This window comes from Mycobacterium sp. 94-17, assembly GCF_035617725.1.
In the GTDB taxonomy this organism is placed as follows: domain Bacteria; phylum Actinomycetota; class Actinomycetes; order Mycobacteriales; family Mycobacteriaceae; genus Mycobacterium.
This window is the reverse complement of record NZ_JAPIYN010000023.1, coordinates 41,605-58,619: the sequence shown is the minus strand read 5'-3', so window position 1 is coordinate 58,619 and position 17,015 is coordinate 41,605. Positions and strand designations below refer to the sequence as shown.

19 protein-coding genes are annotated in these 17,015 nt (G+C 66.4%); 12 read left to right on the top strand and 7 right to left on the bottom strand.

Annotated elements, in window-relative coordinates; genetic code table 11:
* The 3 genes from OQ789_RS21985 to OQ789_RS21975 are packed head-to-tail and all read right to left on the bottom strand — an operon-like array spanning position 1 to position 3,279.
* On the bottom strand, positions 1 to 1,560 hold the full coding sequence (locus tag OQ789_RS21985) for an MlaD family protein (protein ID WP_324688283.1): 1,560 nt from the start codon (positions 1,558 to 1,560) through the stop codon (positions 1 to 3).
* Between the two features lie 11 nt (positions 1,561 to 1,571).
* Entirely contained in the window at positions 1,572 to 2,435 is an 864-nt protein-coding gene (locus OQ789_RS21980) for an ABC transporter permease (RefSeq protein WP_324688282.1), read from the bottom strand.
* A 1-nt stretch (position 2,436) separates the two neighbouring features.
* Positions 2,437 to 3,279 (bottom strand): ABC transporter permease, encoded by an 843-nt coding sequence (locus tag OQ789_RS21975; protein ID WP_324688281.1) that lies wholly within the window; start codon positions 3,277 to 3,279, stop codon positions 2,437 to 2,439.
* Positions 3,280 to 3,584: 305 nt separating this feature from the next.
* On the opposite strand from OQ789_RS21975, the gene OQ789_RS21970 reads away from it, so the two are divergent.
* From OQ789_RS21970 to OQ789_RS21950, 5 genes are all read left to right on the top strand, one after another.
* Positions 3,585 to 4,187 carry a helix-turn-helix domain-containing protein gene (locus OQ789_RS21970; RefSeq protein WP_324688280.1) on the top strand — a complete coding sequence of 201 codons (603 nt, stop codon included), beginning with the start codon at positions 3,585 to 3,587 and terminating at the stop codon, positions 4,185 to 4,187.
* A gap of 55 nt (positions 4,188 to 4,242) precedes the next feature.
* Complete coding sequence (locus OQ789_RS21965; protein WP_324688279.1) at positions 4,243 to 4,524, top strand: phosphoribosyl-ATP diphosphatase; 282 nt, start codon at positions 4,243 to 4,245, stop codon at positions 4,522 to 4,524.
* Positions 4,525 to 4,526: 2 nt separating this feature from the next.
* Positions 4,527 to 5,381 (top strand): ATP phosphoribosyltransferase, encoded by an 855-nt coding sequence (gene hisG / locus OQ789_RS21960; protein WP_324688278.1) that lies wholly within the window; start codon positions 4,527 to 4,529, stop codon positions 5,379 to 5,381.
* Positions 5,382 to 5,500: 119 nt separating this feature from the next.
* Entirely contained in the window at positions 5,501 to 6,022 is a 522-nt protein-coding gene (locus OQ789_RS21955; protein WP_324688277.1) for a DUF4126 domain-containing protein, read from the top strand.
* Between the two features lie 33 nt (positions 6,023 to 6,055).
* Entirely contained in the window at positions 6,056 to 7,426 is a 1,371-nt protein-coding gene (locus OQ789_RS21950; RefSeq protein WP_324688320.1) for an FAD-containing oxidoreductase, read from the top strand.
* Positions 7,427 to 7,439: 13 nt separating this feature from the next.
* Here the strand turns inward: OQ789_RS21950 and OQ789_RS21945 are convergent, their stop codons facing one another.
* The gene (locus tag OQ789_RS21945) at positions 7,440 to 8,348 is read right to left on the bottom strand and encodes a RecB family exonuclease (protein ID WP_324688276.1); all 909 of its coding nucleotides are present in this window, start codon (positions 8,346 to 8,348) and stop codon (positions 7,440 to 7,442) included.
* A gap of 74 nt (positions 8,349 to 8,422) precedes the next feature.
* On the opposite strand from OQ789_RS21945, the gene trmI reads away from it, so the two are divergent.
* Entirely contained in the window at positions 8,423 to 9,268 is an 846-nt protein-coding gene (gene trmI / locus OQ789_RS21940) for a tRNA (adenine(58)-N(1))-methyltransferase TrmI (protein WP_324688275.1), read from the top strand.
* 21 nt (positions 9,269 to 9,289) lie between these two features.
* On the opposite strand, the gene OQ789_RS21935 is transcribed toward trmI, so the two are convergent.
* Positions 9,290 to 9,589 carry a DUF503 domain-containing protein gene (locus OQ789_RS21935; RefSeq protein WP_324688319.1) on the bottom strand — a complete coding sequence of 100 codons (300 nt, stop codon included), beginning with the start codon at positions 9,587 to 9,589 and terminating at the stop codon, positions 9,290 to 9,292.
* Between the two features lie 8 nt (positions 9,590 to 9,597).
* Entirely contained in the window at positions 9,598 to 10,257 is a 660-nt protein-coding gene (locus tag OQ789_RS21930; protein WP_324688274.1) for a hypothetical protein, read from the bottom strand.
* 68 nt (positions 10,258 to 10,325) lie between these two features.
* On the opposite strand from OQ789_RS21930, the gene OQ789_RS21925 reads away from it, so the two are divergent.
* Positions 10,326 to 10,583, top strand: a complete 258-nt coding sequence (locus OQ789_RS21925) for a hypothetical protein (protein WP_324688272.1) — start codon at positions 10,326 to 10,328, stop codon at positions 10,581 to 10,583.
* Positions 10,576 to 12,402, top strand: coding sequence for a proteasome ATPase (gene arc / locus OQ789_RS21920; protein WP_324688271.1), 1,827 nt, complete (start codon positions 10,576 to 10,578; stop codon positions 12,400 to 12,402). Before OQ789_RS21925 ends, arc begins: the two co-directional genes overlap by 8 nt.
* Before the next feature lie 97 nt (positions 12,403 to 12,499).
* On the opposite strand, the gene OQ789_RS21915 is transcribed toward arc, so the two are convergent.
* On the bottom strand, positions 12,500 to 13,144 hold the full coding sequence (locus tag OQ789_RS21915) for a hypothetical protein (protein WP_324688270.1): 645 nt from the start codon (positions 13,142 to 13,144) through the stop codon (positions 12,500 to 12,502).
* A gap of 242 nt (positions 13,145 to 13,386) precedes the next feature.
* Between OQ789_RS21915 and dop the strand changes: the two genes are divergently transcribed.
* From dop to prcA, 4 genes are all read left to right on the top strand, one after another.
* Positions 13,387 to 14,895 carry a pup deamidase/depupylase gene (gene dop / locus OQ789_RS21910; RefSeq protein WP_324688269.1) on the top strand — a complete coding sequence of 503 codons (1,509 nt, stop codon included), beginning with the start codon at positions 13,387 to 13,389 and terminating at the stop codon, positions 14,893 to 14,895.
* A gap of 118 nt (positions 14,896 to 15,013) precedes the next feature.
* Positions 15,014 to 15,208 (top strand): ubiquitin-like protein Pup, encoded by a 195-nt coding sequence (locus OQ789_RS21905; protein WP_324688268.1) that lies wholly within the window; start codon positions 15,014 to 15,016, stop codon positions 15,206 to 15,208.
* A complete protein-coding gene (prcB, locus tag OQ789_RS21900) occupies positions 15,205 to 16,080 on the top strand; it encodes a proteasome subunit beta (protein WP_324688267.1) in 876 nt (291 codons plus the stop codon). The genes OQ789_RS21905 and prcB overlap by 4 nt, the downstream gene beginning before the upstream one ends.
* Complete coding sequence (prcA, locus tag OQ789_RS21895) at positions 16,077 to 16,847, top strand: proteasome subunit alpha (protein ID WP_324688266.1); 771 nt, start codon at positions 16,077 to 16,079, stop codon at positions 16,845 to 16,847. Before prcB ends, prcA begins: the two co-directional genes overlap by 4 nt.
* Positions 16,848 to 17,015: the final 168 nt, after the last annotated feature.

Below are 17,015 nucleotides of genomic sequence, written 5' to 3'. Positions count from 1 at the left end.
TCATTCGGCATCTCCGGGCGGATGGGCTAGTGACACCGTGGTGCCGCGGGCGACCGGGCCCAGCAGCAACTCGGTGGCTTCGGTGGCGGGCGCGCCGGTGATCACGCCCAACATGTTTCGCTCGTACTGGCTCCCAACAGGTCCCACGTTGCCCCCGAAAGAGGCCTGCGGAATCCAAGGGGCCTTGTTGGGTGCCACCGGCGCGACCCACGGCTGGTGCTCCTGTGGCGTCGCGGGCGCCCCAGGCGAGGGGTTATCGGGATTCGCACTGCCAGGCACCGGCGGTGACGGCGTAATCCCCGGGGCCAGTGGGGGGTTCGGATCGGACAGATTGGGATTCGGGTTGATCAGCGGCGGGCCCACCGCGACAAGGTTCCCGTCCGGACCGATCACCGTCCCGGGCGGCGGTGCCAGATCCTTGGGCGGGTGATAGTTCTGTGGCAGCAGTACTTCGGGCAGGTCGGGCCGCACCGGAATCAGCGGTGCGGTAAAGCAGCTGGGTCCCTTCAGTTCGCCGTAGTGCGGACAGTCAGCACGCGTGTAGGTGGAGCTGGGCGTGAACGTGAGCATCGCGCGCATGTTGCCGAGGTTTGTCCTGGGGTTCCAGACCTGCTGCATGAATTGGTTGGCCAGGTTGTCCAATTTGGTGACCGCGGGCACGAAGTTGTTCGACTTCTGCGCCAGCACACCGAATACCGGTGTGAAGTCGGTCGTGATCTTGATGAGTTGGTCGATGTGGTTGTTGAACGATTGGCGTGTGGTGTCGACCGTGTGGTCGGCGCCCGACAGCAGCGAAGCCAACTGTCCGCGGGTCTCGGCGAAGGTCTGCATCGGCTCGACGGCCTGATGCAATGCATCGAGAAGGTCGGGCGCCGTCTGGGCGAGCCCTGTCGTGGCATCGAGCAGCGCCGATACGGTCGAGGGCCCGGCGTCAGTGCTGACGATCGAATTGAGTTGATCGAGAGTGCGATTCAGTTGCGCACCGGCATTCAGCAGGCTGACGCGGCGGTGGTCGGTGGCGGCACCCAGGGCGGCCAATATGCCGACCGACCGGTCGTCGCGGCCGCGCCCCGCGGCGGCGAGCAGGTCGCGCAGCTTGCTGACGGTTGTCTGGAAAAGGACGGTCGGCAAACGCTTGTCTTCCAAGATATGGGCGCCGTCGCGGATTTTCATGCCCGGACCGTTGCCCACCAGTTGGACCGACGACACGGCGAAAACGTTGCTGGGCACTACGCGCGCCGTCACGCTGGCCGGAATCGACTTGGCGTAGTCCTGCTTGAGGTCGATGTGGACGTAGTTGGGCTTGCCGTGTGCTGCCGGGACGACACCGTTGACCATTCCGACGAGCACGCCGTGGTATTTGACGTCGGACTTCTGCGGAAGGCCATCGCCCACGTTGACCAGGTCGGCCACGACTCGCACGTAATCGTCAAGCTTGCCAGTCGATTTCACCACCATCGCGGTGGTGACCAGGGCGCTGACGGCCACGACCGCGATGCCGATGCTGAGCAGCTGCCGGTCTGAGGGCCCGCGGCCGTCCAGCTCAAAGGAATTGGGCATGTTCCACCGACCTAGCCGCCGAACCTTGCGCCCGCGTCGACGCCCCACAGTGCCATGGTGAGCAGCATGTTCGCGATGATCACGACGGTGATGCTGGCCCGCATGCCGTGCCCTGCGGCAACCCCGACTCCTTCGGGCCCGCCACTCGCGTAATACCCGTAGTAGCACTGGATCGTCGACGCGATCCACACGAAGATGACGGCCTTGATCAACGAATAGACGATGTCCTGGCCGGCCAACATCAGCGTGAAGTAGTGCAGGTAGGAACCCGTCGAGCCGCCGCTGCCGATGCCGACCACGATCTGTGTGCTCAGGTATCCGATCGCCAGGCATGCGGCGTACAGCGGGACGATCGCCACCACCGAAGCGATCAGCCGGGTGGTCACGAGGTAGGGGATCGGCCGGATGGCAATCGATTCCATCGCGTCGATCTCCTCGGCGATGCGCATGGATCCCAACTGCGCGGTGAAGCGGCAGCCGCCCTGCATGGCGAAGGCGAGTGACGCCATCAGGGGGGCCAGCTCGCGGGTGTTGACCAGTGACGAGACGAACCCGGTGGCCGGCCCGAGCCCGAGCAGGTTCAAGAAGTTGTAGCCCTCGATGCCGACGAGGGCGCCGACGGTCATGCCGAGCACGACGGCCACACCGGCGGTGCCCCCACCCACCACGATCGAGCCGTTGCCCCAGGTGATGTTCGACAGCAGCCGCAGGAATTCGGCACTGTACTGGCGCAGGGCGACTGGCACGCCGTTCAGCGCCCGGACGAAGAAGACGAGCAGGTGGCCGAGCCGGATGATCGGGACTCGCCCCCGGCGGTAAAGGCGAACGAGCGGTACCGAAATCGGTGCGAAGGGCCGATAAGCGGTAGCCGTCACGTCACAGCCCCGTCCTGGGCGACAACATGATGTAGAGCTGGCTGATGGCGACGTTGACGATCATCAATATCAGGATCGCCTCGACGACAGCGGCATTCACCGAGTTCGCGACACCGGTCGGGCCGCCCTTGGTGGACAAGCCTTTCTGGCTCGACACGATGGCCACGATGGCGCCGAACACGACGGCCTTGATCAGCGCCAAGATCATGTCGCCGGTCGTGGCGAACGACGCGAACGTCGACACGAAGCTGCCCGGCGCCCCGTTCTGGAAGTACACGTTGAACATGTAGCTGGCGAAGAATCCGGCGAAGCACACGACGCCGGTGAGCGCCACGCCGATCATCACCGCCGCGGCGAGGCGGGGGACGACCAAGCGGCGGATCACTGAGACGCCCATCACCTCCATCGCGTCGGTCTCTTCGCGCATCGTGCGCGAACCCAGGTCCGCGGTGATCGCCGACCCGACGGCCGATGCCATCAGGACCGCGGCCACCAGCGATGCCCCCTGGCGGATGACCGCGAGCCCGCTGGCCGCCCCGGCCAGCGACGTGGCACCGACCTGGCCGGCCAGCAACGCGAACTGGATGGACAGGGTGACGCTGATCGGCAGCGACACCAGGATCGTCGGCAACACCGCGGTGCCGGCCATGAACGCGCCCTGCCGGACGAACTCCTGCCACTGGAACCGCCCGGTCGCCAGGTCGTAGAAGAAATATTGTGCGGTTCGCACACCCAGCACGAACTGTTCACCTACGGTCGTCATCGAGGCGACGGGGTGGCGTCTGACGTACCCGATAGACCAGTTCCGGATGGCCGTAAAGCCGTCAAGCTGTGCAGTCGTCATAGCGGCGTGACCTGCGGTCGGTGTAGCAAACCCATCACAGGCATCATCGCGTACCTGCTACAGCTTTCATCGGCCATCTTCCACCCCTAAGCCCCCGAGTGCCGAGCAGCAGACCGGTAGTCGGCGGTGAGACTATCCTTATTAAAATAGTGTCAATAAGGTTCCGAGACTCCGCAGCTCATCGGTGTGCGCTGCATCACGTTAGCCTACTTGATAGGGACTTTCAATAGTGTAGAGTCACTCACCTGAGTTGGTCGCTGAACGGCACAGTGGGGTTTCCAAGTCGGATTGACGAAGGTGGTGGGATGCCCTCAGCAAACACCGGTTCGTTGCGAGACCGGCGCCGTGCCGAGCTGCTTTCGCAGATTCAACACACCGCGCACCAACTTTTCGCCGAACGTGGATTCGATGCGGTAACCACCGAGGAGATCGCCGAAGCCGCCGGAATCTCGATCAGTACCTACTTCAGGCACGCGCCCACCAAGGAGGGCCTGCTGATCGATCCGGTCCGCGAGGCCGCCGCGGAGATCTCGGATGCCTACAACGAGAGACCGCCACACGAGTCGCCGGTCGAAGCGCTGATCCAGCTGTTCGTCACACACGCCAGCGATGTCAGCGAGGTCGACAACCTCCAGACGTGGCTACAGGCGGCCGCCACCGCACCCCATCTGCTGAGCAAGTCGGTGCTGATCAGCGAAGCCGATCACCAGAAGTTGATCGAACAGGTCGCCTCTCGCATGAATGTAAATGGCGCAGTTGACATCCGGCCCGCACTATTGGTCCACACCGGCTTGGCCACGGTCAAATTCGTCCTCGACGGGTGGCTGACCTCGGACATCGCCGCGAGCCCGCCCTTTCACGTGCAGTTGGAAGAAGCGTTGCGCATGACACTCGCCGGATTCGGCTGACGAAGCGGCTCAAAATGTAGCTGCGCTCAACTGCCGTGACTTTGCTCGCTACCGCGTGAAACAATCGCTGGCCGTGAAGACCTTTGAGGATCTGTTCGCCGAACTGGGCGAGCGTGCCCGTACTCGGCCGGCCGGCAGCGCAACGGTCGCTGCGCTGGACGGTGGTGTCCACGGACTGGGTAAGAAGATCCTCGAGGAAGCCGGCGAAGTGTGGCTGGCCGCCGAACACGAATCCGACGATGCGCTGGCCGAGGAGATCAGCCAGTTGCTCTACTGGGCACAGGTGTTGATGGTGGCGCGCGGACTGACCCTCGACGACGTGTACCGGAAGCTGTGACCATGCTGCGGGTTGCGGTTCCCAACAAGGGCACGCTGAGCGAGCCGGCCAGCGAGATTCTCGCGGAGGCGGGCTACCGGCGCCGCACCGATGCCAAAGACCTCACCGTCATCGATCCGGCAAACCAGGTCGAGTTTTTCTTCCTGCGGCCCAAAGATATTGCCATCTACGTGGGTTCGGGAGAGCTGGATTTCGGTATCACCGGCCGCGACCTGGTAGGCGATTCCGACGCACCGGTGCGTGAACGGCTGGCGTTGGGATTCGGCTCGTCCAGCTTTCGCTACGCCGGACCGGCCGGGCGCGACTGGAAGATCGCCGACCTCGCGGGCAAACGGATCGCCACCGCCTATCCCAATCTGGTTCGAAAAGACTTGGCCGGGCGCGGTATCGAGGCAACCGTCATCAGGCTCGACGGAGCGGTGGAGATCTCGATACAACTGGGCGTGGCCGACGCTATCGCCGACGTGGTGGGTTCCGGGCGCACGCTGAGCCTGCACGACCTCGTCGCCTTCGGCGAACCGCTGTGCGATTCGGAAGCTGTGCTGATCGAGAGCGACAAGAGCAGCAAGACCGGGACGCAGGCGGCGCGCGATCAACTTGTCGCGCGGATTCAGGGCGTGGTGTTCGGCCAGCAATACCTGATGCTCGATTACGACTGCCCCCGCTCGGTGCAGGAAAAGGCCACGGCGATCACGCCGGGGCTGGAGTCGCCCACCATCGCACCCCTGGCAGACCCGGACTGGGTCGCCATCCGTGCGCTAGTGCCGCGTCGGGGCGTCAACGAGATCATGGACGAGTTGGCCGCCATCGGCGCCAAGGCGATCCTCGCGTCCGACATCAGGTTTTGCCGGTTCTGATTGCCCACGCGGTGCAAAAGCCGTTGCTGTGTTAGCGTCCGCCTCGGGGTACTGCCCGGGTTGGCGTGTGGGCCGTACCTGCATCAGTCGCCGGTGTTCGTCTCCCAGGAGGGTCTTCCGTGACACACACACTTGTTGTCTTGCTGGCTTTGCTGATTGGTGTGGTGGCCGGACTGCGGTCACTGACCGCGCCCGCAGTCGTTGCGTGGGCCGCCTACCCCGCTGCTCTTGGCTGGATCGATTTGCACGGCACCTGGGCGGCCTGGATGGCCAGCATCGTCACGGTCATCATCCTCACCGTTCTCGCTGTGGGCGAACTGATCAACGACAAGCTGCCCAAGACGCCCCCCCGCACCGCGACGCCCATTTTCGCGGCCCGGATCGTCCTGGGCGGGCTCGCGGGCGCGGCCCTCGGCGCCTGGCCGCACTGGACGTTCAGCGCGCTGGGAGCTGGCATCATCGGCGCGGTGCTGGGCACCCTCGGCGGCTACCAGGTGCGCAAAAGGCTGGTGGCCGCGACGGGCGGCAAAGACCTGCCGATAGCTCTTCTGGAGGATGTTGTCGCGATCGCGGGTGGGTTCGCCATCGTCGCGGCGACGGGTCATGTGCTGACCGATTTCCTCCTGACCGCGGTGAAGTAACAGCGGTGAAGTGACAGCGGTGAAGTGGGTGAAGTGACAGCGTATTTCGACGCGATCATCGTCGGCGCCGGCCAGGCCGGCCCGCCCCTGGCAGGACGGCTCACCGCCGCCGGGCACCGCGTCGCGGTGGTGGAGCGCAAGCTGATCGGCGGCACCTGCGTCAATTCCGGATGCATCCCCACCAAAACGCTGGTGGCCTCCGCGCACGCCGCGCATCTGGCGCGTCGTGGCGCCGAATACGGCGTGGGGACCGGGCCGGTCAGCGTCGACATGGCGAAGGTGAAGGCCCGCAAGGACGAGATCATGCTCGGCGACCGCGAGGGCGTCGAGAACTGGCTGGAAAACATGAACGGCTGCACCGTGTTTCGCGGTCATGCGGCCTTCGAGGATCCACACACGCTTCGGGTGGGCGAGCATGCGCTGCACGCCGACCGCATCTTCCTCAATGTCGGCGGGCGCGCGGTAGTGCCCGATATCGAGGGCCTGTCCGACGTCGACTTCCTCACCAACGTGTCGATTCTCGAACTGGACAAGGTGCCAACACATCTCGTTATTCTTGGGGGCAGCTACATCGCGCTGGAGTTCGCGCAGATGTACCGGCGGTTCGGAGCCCGCGTGACCGTCGTCGAGCGTGGGCCCCGGCTGGCGTCGCGCGAAGACGAGGACGTCTCGGCCGCCGTGCGCGAAATCCTGCGGGCCGAAGGCATCGACGTCGTCGTCGGCGCCGACGACGTGCGGATAGCCAAGACCGGCAACGGGTTCCAGCTTGTTCCCGGGCGGGGCGCCGCCCCCGTCGAGGGGAGTCATCTGCTGGTCGCGGTTGGCCGACGGCCCAACACCGACGACCTCGGCCTCAAGGCGGCCGGGGTGCACACCGACGCCCGCGGCTACGTCGTGGTCGACGACCAGCTCAAGACCAGCGTCGACCACATCTGGGCGATGGGCGACTGCAATGGCAAGGGTGCGTTCACCCACACCTCCTACAACGACTTCGAGATCGTCGCCGCCAATCTGCTGGACGGTGACCCGCGCCGGGTGAGCGACCGCGTCACCACCTACGCGCTCTACATCGATCCGCCGCTGGGTCGCGCCGGCATGACCGTCAATGAGGTCCGCTCATCCGGGCGCAGGGCGCTGGTCGGCAAGCGGTCGATGACCAGGGTCGGGCGGGCGGTGGAAAAGGGTGAGACACAGGGCTTCATGAAGGTTGTGGTGGACGCCGACACCCGGGAGATCCTGGGGGCCGCCATCCTCGGGGTCGGCGGTGACGAGGCCATTCACGGCATTTTGGACGTGATGTCGGCCAAAGCGCCCTACACCACGCTGTCGCGGACCATGCACATCCATCCCACGGTCAGTGAGTTGATTCCGACCATGCTGCAGGAGCTTTCGCCGCTGGACTAGGGGCGATCGGCCGTCAGGCTGCCGGCTCGGTTGGGTGTGAATCAGGTTGTGCGGCAAAGGATTCCGGCCACCCCGGGTAGGGCGGCGGGGTTCCGCCGAACAGCGGGCAGTGCTGCTGGTGGGGACACCAGTCACACAGCCGGGACTGGGCGGGCCGGAAATCGCCCGTCCGCCCGGCGGATTGGATGGCCCGCCAGATCGCCATCAGGGTCTTCTCGAACCGCAGCAACTCGTCGCGGTCGGGTGTGTAGTCCAGCATCTGGCCGTCGGCCAGATAGATGAGCCGCAACCGAGTGGGCTGCACGCCCCGCGACCGCAACAGCGCCACCGCGTAGAACTTCATCTGGAACATGGCCTTGAACTCGGCCAGCGCCCGCGCGGCCGGCGGCGCCCTGCCCGTCTTGTAGTCCACCACCCGAAGCTCCCCGGTGGCCGCGACGTCGATCCGGTCGATGAAGCCCCGCAGCAGCGTCCCGTCGGCGAGCTCGACCTCGACCCGCTGCTCGCAGCACTCCGGGGTGAACCGGGTGGGGTCCTCGAGCCGGTAATACCCGGCGAGTAACGCCTGCGCCTCGGCGAGCAACTCGGCGCGCTGCGCCGGATCGATCCCGGCGGTCATCTCGGGCCTATCCGCGACGAGCTGGTCCCATGCGGGCTCCACCAGCGACATGGCGGAGTCTGGGCCGCGCTTCTCTGCGGGCAGGCCGTAGAGCTGCTGCAGGGCGGCGTGCACCAGCGACCCGCGCAGCTGCGCGGTCGACGGGGCCTCGGGCAGCCGGTCGATGGCCCGGAACCGGTACAGCAGGGGGCATTGCTTGAAGTCCGCGGCACGCGACGGCGACAGGGCCGGCCGGTACACCTGCCCCACCGGGCGCTCAGCAGCCTGGGGGGCCGACTGCGGCGCCTGCGGCTGGACGATCATGACCGAAGCCTAGGACCGGGCGCCGACAGCCCCCAAACACCTGCGGCGGCGAGTCGGCTGGCACGCTGGACTGCGTGTCCGTAGCCGGCCCGTTCACCGAGGGCGAGCGTGTCCAACTCACCGACGCCAAGGGCCGCCATTACACGGTGGTGCTCACCGCGGGCGCCGAGTTTCACACGCACCGTGGGGCGGTTCCGCACGACGCGCTGATCGGGCTCGAGCCGGGCAGCGTGATCAAGTCCAGCAACAACGCCGTATATCTGGTGATGCGGCCCCTGCTGATCGACTACGTCATGTCGATGCCCCGCGGGCCGCAGGTCATCTATCCCAAGGACGCCGCTCAGATCGTGCACGAGGGCGACATCTTCCCGGGCGCGCGGGTGCTGGAGGCCGGCGCCGGCTCCGGCGCGCTGACCTGCTCGCTGCTGCGCGCGGTCGGGCCGGAAGGCCGGGTGACCTCCTACGAGCAGCGTGCCGATCATGCCGAGCACGCCGAACGCAACGTGTCGGTGTTTCACGGGGGTCGCGCACCCGACAACTGGGAGCTGATCATCAGCGACGTCTCCGACTCCGAGCTGCCGGACCGGTCCTTCGACCGCGCCGTGCTCGACATGCTCGCGCCCTGGGAGGTGCTCGAGTCGGTCGCGCGGCTGCTGATCCCGGGCGGCGTGCTGATGATCTACGTGGCGACCGTCACCCAGCTGTCGCGGGTGGTCGAGGCGCTGCGGGCGCAGCAGTGCTGGACCGAACCACGGTCCTGGGAGACCATGCAGCGCGGCTGGAACGTCGTGGGTCTGGCGGTGCGGCCGCAGCATTCGATGCGCGGCCACACGGCCTTCCTGATCTTCACCCGACGGCTCGCGCCCGGCGTCGTCGCCCCCATGCCGTTGGGTCGCAAACGCGAAGGCCGCGACGGTTAGCCGCGGCCCGACTCACAGGGACTAGCCGAAATCCTCGCTGCGCACCAGCGAGCGTCGCACCGACAGCAGCTCGAACTCGGGATGCGCCGCCACCAACCGCTCGGCCGCATCCAGGACGTCGACGGCGTGGCCCCGGTCGCCGGCCACTGTGGCGACGCCGATGCCCGCCCGGCGGTACAGCTCGTGCGCGCCCGTCTCGGCGGCCGACACACTGAACTTGCGCTGTAGCTCGGCGATGACGGGACGAACTACCGACCGCTTTTGTTTGAGTGATCGCACGTCGCCCAGTAACACGTCGAACTCGAGCCAGCCGATCCACATGCCGCGGGTCAACCCGGCGGGTTGTGCGGCTCGGGGGCCGGCTCCGGTGCAGGGGGCGGTGCGGGCGACGGACTCGCGGGTGGCGGCGCCGGTGCCGGCGGGGCCTCGGGCGGTGGCGGTGCGGGCGGGCCCGCCGGATTGCCCGGCGTCGGAGCAGCCTGCGACTTCCCCAGCGCCAACAGCATCGCGGCGGTTTGCTTCGACAGCTGCCACCCGCCCTGGAACGGAGCGAACTCCATCGGGAAGGTGAAGTTGGCGTTGTTGGCCTGGGCGGTGTGAACGGCGACGGTGGCCTTCACGTTCGACGGATTCTTGTCCGACCACGCGATGTCGTTGGCGTTGAAGGTCATGGGCAGATAGCCGTTGTCGCGCAACGCGTTGGTGAACTTGTCCAGCGGCGCCGCGCTCTCCGGCGTCGCGCCTTCGACCAGGTTCACCTTGCCGGCGCCCGGAACGTTCGGGTCGGCCAGGCGGGCGAGCACGTCGGTGAGGGCTTCGGGTGGCGGCAAGGGGGTGGTGACCGGCGCGGCAACCTGGCTCGACGGGGCCGCCGGCAACGACGAGGTGGCCGACGAATCACTCCTCGGGTGAGTCGACGAACACGCCGCGAGCCCGACCACTGCCAACGCAGTGGCGGCGCTCAACGCTATGGAGAGTGGCCGTTGCATCCTGTCGCCGGCCCGGCTAGGCGGCTCTGGAAGCTTCGCGCGGAAAAGGTGTCGCTAAGGTCGGGCCGATGGGTGCGACGGAGGTGACACCGGCGGCGGAGGCCACGACGGCGATGCGGGCCGAGCCTGTGGTGAGGCTTTTTGCGGTCACTCTGCTGCCTCCCAAGGCCGTTTCGATCATCACGATTAGTGGCCGAGATTACCAGCGTGACGAAAATCTTAACTTTTCGTGGGTATTTGACTACGCACATCAATCGACAATCGCCGGTAGCTTTGAAGTATCCGCCGCGCCAATTCGGTGTGGGAAAGGAGCGCAAGATGGGTAGCTCAGAGCGATCTGATGCTTTCGGAAACCCCCACGAATCCGACATGTCCAACGGCGACGAGGCCGAGCTGGAGCAACTACGCCGCGAGGCAGCGATGTTGCGCGATCAACTCGAACACGCCGTCGGCTCGCATGGCGGCCGCTCCGCGCGCGATGTGCATCAGCTCGAAGCGCGCATCGACTCCCTCGCGTCGCGGAACTCGAAGTTGATGGAGACCCTCAAAGAGGCCCGCCAGCAACTGCTCGCACTGCGTGAGGAAGTCGATCGGCTGGGTCAGCCGCCGAGCGGCTACGGTGTCCTGCTCGGTAGCCACGACGACGACACCGTCGACGTGTTCACCTCCGGCCGCAAGATGCGGCTCACCTGCTCGCCGAACATCGACGTCTCGTTGCTGCGCAAGGGTCAGACGGTCCGCCTCAATGAGGCACTCACCGTCGTCGAGGCCGGGACGTTCGAATCGGTTGGCGAGATATCCACGCTGCGGGAGTTGCTGGCTGACGGGCATCGGGCGCTGGTCGTGGGGCACGCCGACGAGGAACGCATCGTGTGGCTGGCCGAGCCGCTGGTCGCAGAGGATCTGCCGGAAGGCCATGCCGACGCGCTCAACGACGACACCCGGCCCCGGAAGCTGCGGCCCGGAGACTCGTTGTTGGTCGATACCAAGGCCGGCTATGCCTTCGAGCGCATCCCCAAGGCCGAGGTCGAGGACCTGGTGCTCGAAGAGGTGCCCGATGTCAGCTATGAGGACATCGGTGGCCTCACCCGCCAGATCGAGCAGATCCGCGACGCGGTGGAGCTGCCGTTCCTGCACAAAGAGCTCTACCGCGAGTACGCGCTGCGGCCGCCCAAAGGTGTGCTGCTCTACGGTCCGCCCGGTTGCGGTAAAACGCTGATCGCGAAGGCCGTGGCCAACTCGTTGGCCAAGAAGATGGCCGAGGTGCGCGGCGACGACGCCCGCGAGGCCAAGTCCTACTTCTTGAACATCAAGGGCCCTGAACTGCTCAACAAGTTCGTCGGTGAGACCGAGCGGCACATCCGGCTGATCTTTCAGCGTGCCCGCGAGAAGGCGTCGGAAGGCACACCCGTGATCGTGTTCTTCGACGAGATGGACTCGATCTTCCGCACCCGCGGCACGGGCGTGTCCTCGGACGTCGAGACCACGGTCGTTCCGCAGTTGTTGTCCGAGATCGACGGCGTCGAGGGGCTCGAGAACGTCATCGTGATCGGCGCCTCCAACCGCGAGGACATGATCGATCCGGCCATCCTGCGGCCCGGCCGCCTGGACGTGAAGATCAAGATCGAGCGTCCCGACGCCGAAGCGGCACAGGACATCTTCTCCAAGTACCTGGTCGACACGCTGCCGGTGCACGCAGACGACCTCGCCGAGTTCGACGGCGACCGCGGCGCCTGCATCAGGGCGATGATCGAGAAGGTCGTCGAGCGGATGTACGCCGAGATCGACGACAACCGGTTCCTGGAGGTCACCTACGCCAACGGTGACAAGGAAGTCATGTACTTCAAGGACTTCAACTCCGGGGCGATGATCCAAAACGTCGTCGACCGCGCGAAGAAGAACGCGATCAAGTCCGTACTGGAGACCGGCCAGCCCGGTCTGCGAATCCAGCACCTGCTCGACTCGATCGTCGACGAGTTCGCCGAGAACGAGGACCTGCCCAACACCACCAATCCCGATGACTGGGCGCGGATCTCGGGCAAGAAGGGCGAGCGGATCGTCTACATCCGGACCCTGGTCACCGGCAAGAGCTCGAGCGCGTCGCGGGCCATCGACACCGAATCCAACCTGGGTCAGTACCTGTAGCCGGCGCACGGGACGCTTGCTCGCGCGACAGGTAAACCGCGTGCACGACACGCCGCTTGGGCGGGTGTGCGTGGTTTGTCTCTCGGCAGCGCCGCAATCAGCCCGTCACCAGCGAATAGCTGTTGGTCAGATTGTCCTGCAGAACTTGGGCGGACCGCTGGGTCGTGTCCACGCGCAGTTCGTCGCTGAGCACGCGCGATTGGTAGGCCCATCCGGCCGGCAGGTCGAGCCGGTCGGCGAGTCCCGGTAGGTCCGCACGCGACAAGGTGGCGTCGGCGACCTGGCTCCAGGTCTGCATGATCCAGCGCTGGTTCTGGGGATCGATGAGTTCGTACACCTCTTCGCCGGCATTGAACACGAAAACCGTGTGGCGGCTGACCGTGTTGGGAACGTACGGCGACGGGTTCATCGACGACAGCAGGACGGTGGCCTGCTGGATCATCTCGATCCCGCCGAAGGATTTCGTGATTTGCGGGCCCAGGGTTGGTTTTTCGATCGCGTTCATCAGCCAATATCGGGGGCCGTTGAGCAGGGCCGCGGCCGCCCCGTGTTCGGTGGCGATGGCGTGCGCGTCCAGCACCGACCACAGTTCTTGAGGACAGTCGTTGAGCGGAAAGCTGTTGTAAACCGTTGCCTGGGGGCCCGCCTCGCCGGGCGTCACGAGGAGCACCTCCCCGTAACGCTTTCCGGACAGGTCGAGTGCGTGCTTGCCGGCGGCGCGGCCGGATTCGGGGGCGGACACAGGGTGAAATTAATCACTGGTGTCGGAGCCGTCAACACGACGGACCGCGACACGGCGGTCGCGGTTGCGCCGCCACCACCGGAGTGCCTGTGCCGCAGCAGTCTCCATGCCGCGAACGAGCGCATGGCGCGCTCCCGCGCGCCCCGCTTTGCGGGGCGCTTCGTCGCCCGGCTGGGCTGATGGGCCGGCTCCTGCGCGCCCCGCTTTGCGGGGCGCTTCGTCGCCCGGCCTACGCTGAGGTCATGCAACGGATTATCGGGACGGAGGTCGAATACGGCATTTCATCGCCATCGGACCCGACGGCCAATCCGATCCTCACCTCGACGCAGGCGGTATTGGCTTATGCGGCAGCGGCGGGCATTCAGCGCGCCAAGCGAACTCGCTGGGATTACGAGGTGGAATCGCCGTTGCGGGATGCCCGCGGCTTCGACCTGAGCCGCTCGGCCGGCCCGCCCCCGGTCGTCGACGCCGACGAGGTCGGCGCGGCGAACATGATCTTGACCAACGGCGCGCGGCTCTACGTCGACCACGCGCACCCCGAATACTCCGCACCCGAGTGCACCGACCCGCTCGACGCGGTGATCTGGGACAAGGCAGGCGAGCGCGTGATGGAGGCCGCCGCGCGCCATGTCGCCAGCGTGCCCGGGGCCGCAAAGCTGCAGCTCTACAAGAACAACGTCGACGGCAAGGGCGCGTCGTACGGATCGCACGAGAACTATCTGATGTCGCGGCAGACGCCGTTTTCGGCCATCATCGCCGGGCTGACACCCTTTCTGGTCTCCCGCCAGGTGGTCACCGGCTCCGGTCGGGTCGGCATCGGGCCCTCCGGCGACGAGCCCGGATTTCAGCTGTCCCAGCGCTCGGACTACATCGAGGTCGAGGTCGGCCTCGAGACCACGCTCAAACGCGGCATCATCAACACCCGCGACGAACCGCACGCCGACGCCGACCGGTACCGGCGGCTGCACGTCATCATCGGCGACGCCAACCTCGCCGAGACGTCCACCTATCTGAAACTGGGCACCACGGCGCTGGTGCTGGACCTCATCGAGGAGGGCCCGGCGCACGGCATCGACCTCAGCGATCTGGCGCTGGCGCGGCCGGTGCACGCGGTTCACGCGGTCAGTCGCGACCCTTCGCTGCGTGCCGTCGTGGCCCTGGCCGATGGTCGCGAGCTGACCGGCCTTGCGCTGCAACGGGTTTACCTCGATCGGGTGGCCAAGCTGGTCGACAGCCGGGACCGCGACCCGCGCGCGTCCGACGTCGTAGAAACCTGGGCGCATGTTCTCGACCAGCTCGAGCGCGACCCGATGGAGTGCGCCGAGATACTCGACTGGCCGGCCAAGCTGCGCCTGCTCGAAGGATTCCGGCAGCGCGAGAACCTGAGCTGGTCGGCGCCGCGACTGCATCTGGTGGACCTGCAGTACTCCGACGTCCGGCTGGACAAGGGCCTGTACAACCGGCTCGTCGCGCGCGGGTCGATGAAGCGCCTGGTGACCGAGCACCAGGTGCTCGAGGCGGTGGACAAACCGCCGACGGACACCCGCGCGTACTTCCGCGGCGAATGCCTGCGCAGGTTCGGCGCCGACATCGCCGCGGCCAGCTGGGACTCGGTGATTTTCGACCTGGGCGGTGACTCCCTGGTCCGCATTCCGACGTTGGAGCCGCTGCGCGGCAGCAAGGCGCACGTCGGTGCGCTGCTGGACTCGGTAGACAGCGCCGCCGAACTGGTGGAACAACTCACCAGCTAGGTTGCCGGTCCACCCCGGGAACGTCGGGGTCGCCCGGTAGGCTAGTGAGACCAACGGGCAGTGTGGCTTGATCGGTGGGTAAGCCATTCCAACGGCCCACACAACGCAGGAGGCGGCGATGGCTCAGGAGCAGACCAAGCGTGGCGGCGGTGGCGATGACGAAGACGGCATCGCCGGCACCACCGCGGCGGGCCAAGAACGCCGGGAAAAGCTGGCCGAGGACACCGACGATCTGCTCGACGAGATCGACGACGTCCTCGAGGAGAACGCTGAGGACTTCGTTCGCGCGTACGTCCAAAAGGGCGGACAGTGACCTGGCCGTTCACTAATCGCCTGTCCACCAATTCCGCACTTCCGGGAACTCCCGCTATAGATCTCTCGTCGTTCGCCGACTTGTTGCGGCGCCAGGCGCCGGAATTGCTGCCGGCAAGCCTGTCCGGCGCGCAGTCGGATGCCGTCACCGGGCAGCTGCCACACGGCACCACCATCGTCGCGCTGAAATACCCCGGCGGGGTGGTGCTCGCCGGCGACCGGCGTGCGACACAGGGCAACATGATCGCTGGGCGCGACGTCAAGAAGGTGTACATCACCGACGACTACACCGCGACCGGCATCGCGGGCACGGCCGCCATCGCCGTGGAGTTCGCCCGCCTCTACGCGGTGGAACTCGAGCATTACGAGAAACTCGAAGGCGTCCCCCTCACGTTTGCCGGCAAGGTGAACCGGCTGGCGATCATGGTGCGCGGCAACCTCGCGGCCGCGATGCAGGGTTTGGTCGCGCTGCCGCTGCTCGCGGGCTATGACATCGATGCGCCCGACCCCGAAGGTGCCGGGCGCATCGTGTCTTTCGACGCCGCGGGCGGCTGGAACATCGAAGAGGAGGGCTACCAGTCGGTGGGATCGGGCTCGATCTTCGCCAAGTCGTCGATGAAGAAGCTGTACTCGCAGGTCACCGATGCCGATTCCGCGGTACGTGTCGCCATCGAGGCGCTCTACGACGCGGCCGACGACGACTCCGCAACCGGCGGACCCGATCTGGTGCGGGGGATCTATCCCACCGCAGTCACCATCGGCGCCGAGGGCGCGCTCGAGGTGCCGGAGGGCCGCATCGCCGAATTGGCCCGCGAAGTGATCCAAAGTCGTTCGCGCGCTGACACTTTCGGCCCCGATGGCGGTGAGAAGTGAGCTTTCCGTATTTCATCTCGCCTGAGCAGGCGATGCGCGAGCGCAGCGAGCTCGCGCGTAAAGGTATCGCCCGGGGCAAGAGCGTTGTCGCGCTGGCCTACGCGGGCGGTGTGCTCTTCGTCGCGGAGAACCCGTCCCGGTCGCTGCAGAAGATCAGCGAGCTCTACGATCGCGTGGGCTTCGCGGCGGCCGGTAAGTTCAACGAATTCGACAACCTGCGCCGCGGGGGAATCCAGTTCGCCGACACGCGCGGCTACGCCTACGACCGTCGCGACGTCACCGGGCGTCAGCTGGCCAACGTCTACGCGCAGACGCTGGGCACCATCTTCACCGAGCAGGCCAAGCCCTACGAGGTGGAGTTGTGTGTTGCCGAGGTGGCGCACTACGGCGAGACCAAACAGCCTGAGCTCTATCGGATCACCTATGACGGATCGATCGCCGACGAGCCGCATTTCGTGGTGATGGGCGGTACCACGGAACCGATCACCACGGCGCTCAAGGAGTCCTACGCCGAGAACGCCGATCTGCGCGAGGCCGCGCGGATCGCCGTGAAAGCGCTGCGGGCCGGCAGCGAGGCCTCGAATGGCGACCAGTCCACGCTCGACGTGGGCAGCCTGGAAGTCGCCATTCTGGACGTCAACCGGCCGCGACGGGCGTTTCGGCGGATCAATCGCGCCGCGCTGGAGAACTTGCTGCGCGAGCTGGACTCCAACGGGTCGGGAAGCGACGGCGAGCCGTCGGATCCGGACGGCGCACCCTCCGACTGATCACGGCGGGCGCGCGGGGCTGCCGCCCCCGCACCGGTGCTGGTGGTTCTGGTGGTTCTGGTGGTACGCAAGGTGCGGGTGAGCCGGTGGTGGGCTGTGGTGCCGGCGAGAGCCGCCGGGTGCTTCGGGCCGCACCGCGGCCACGCCGGGGGTCTACGAACGACTTTC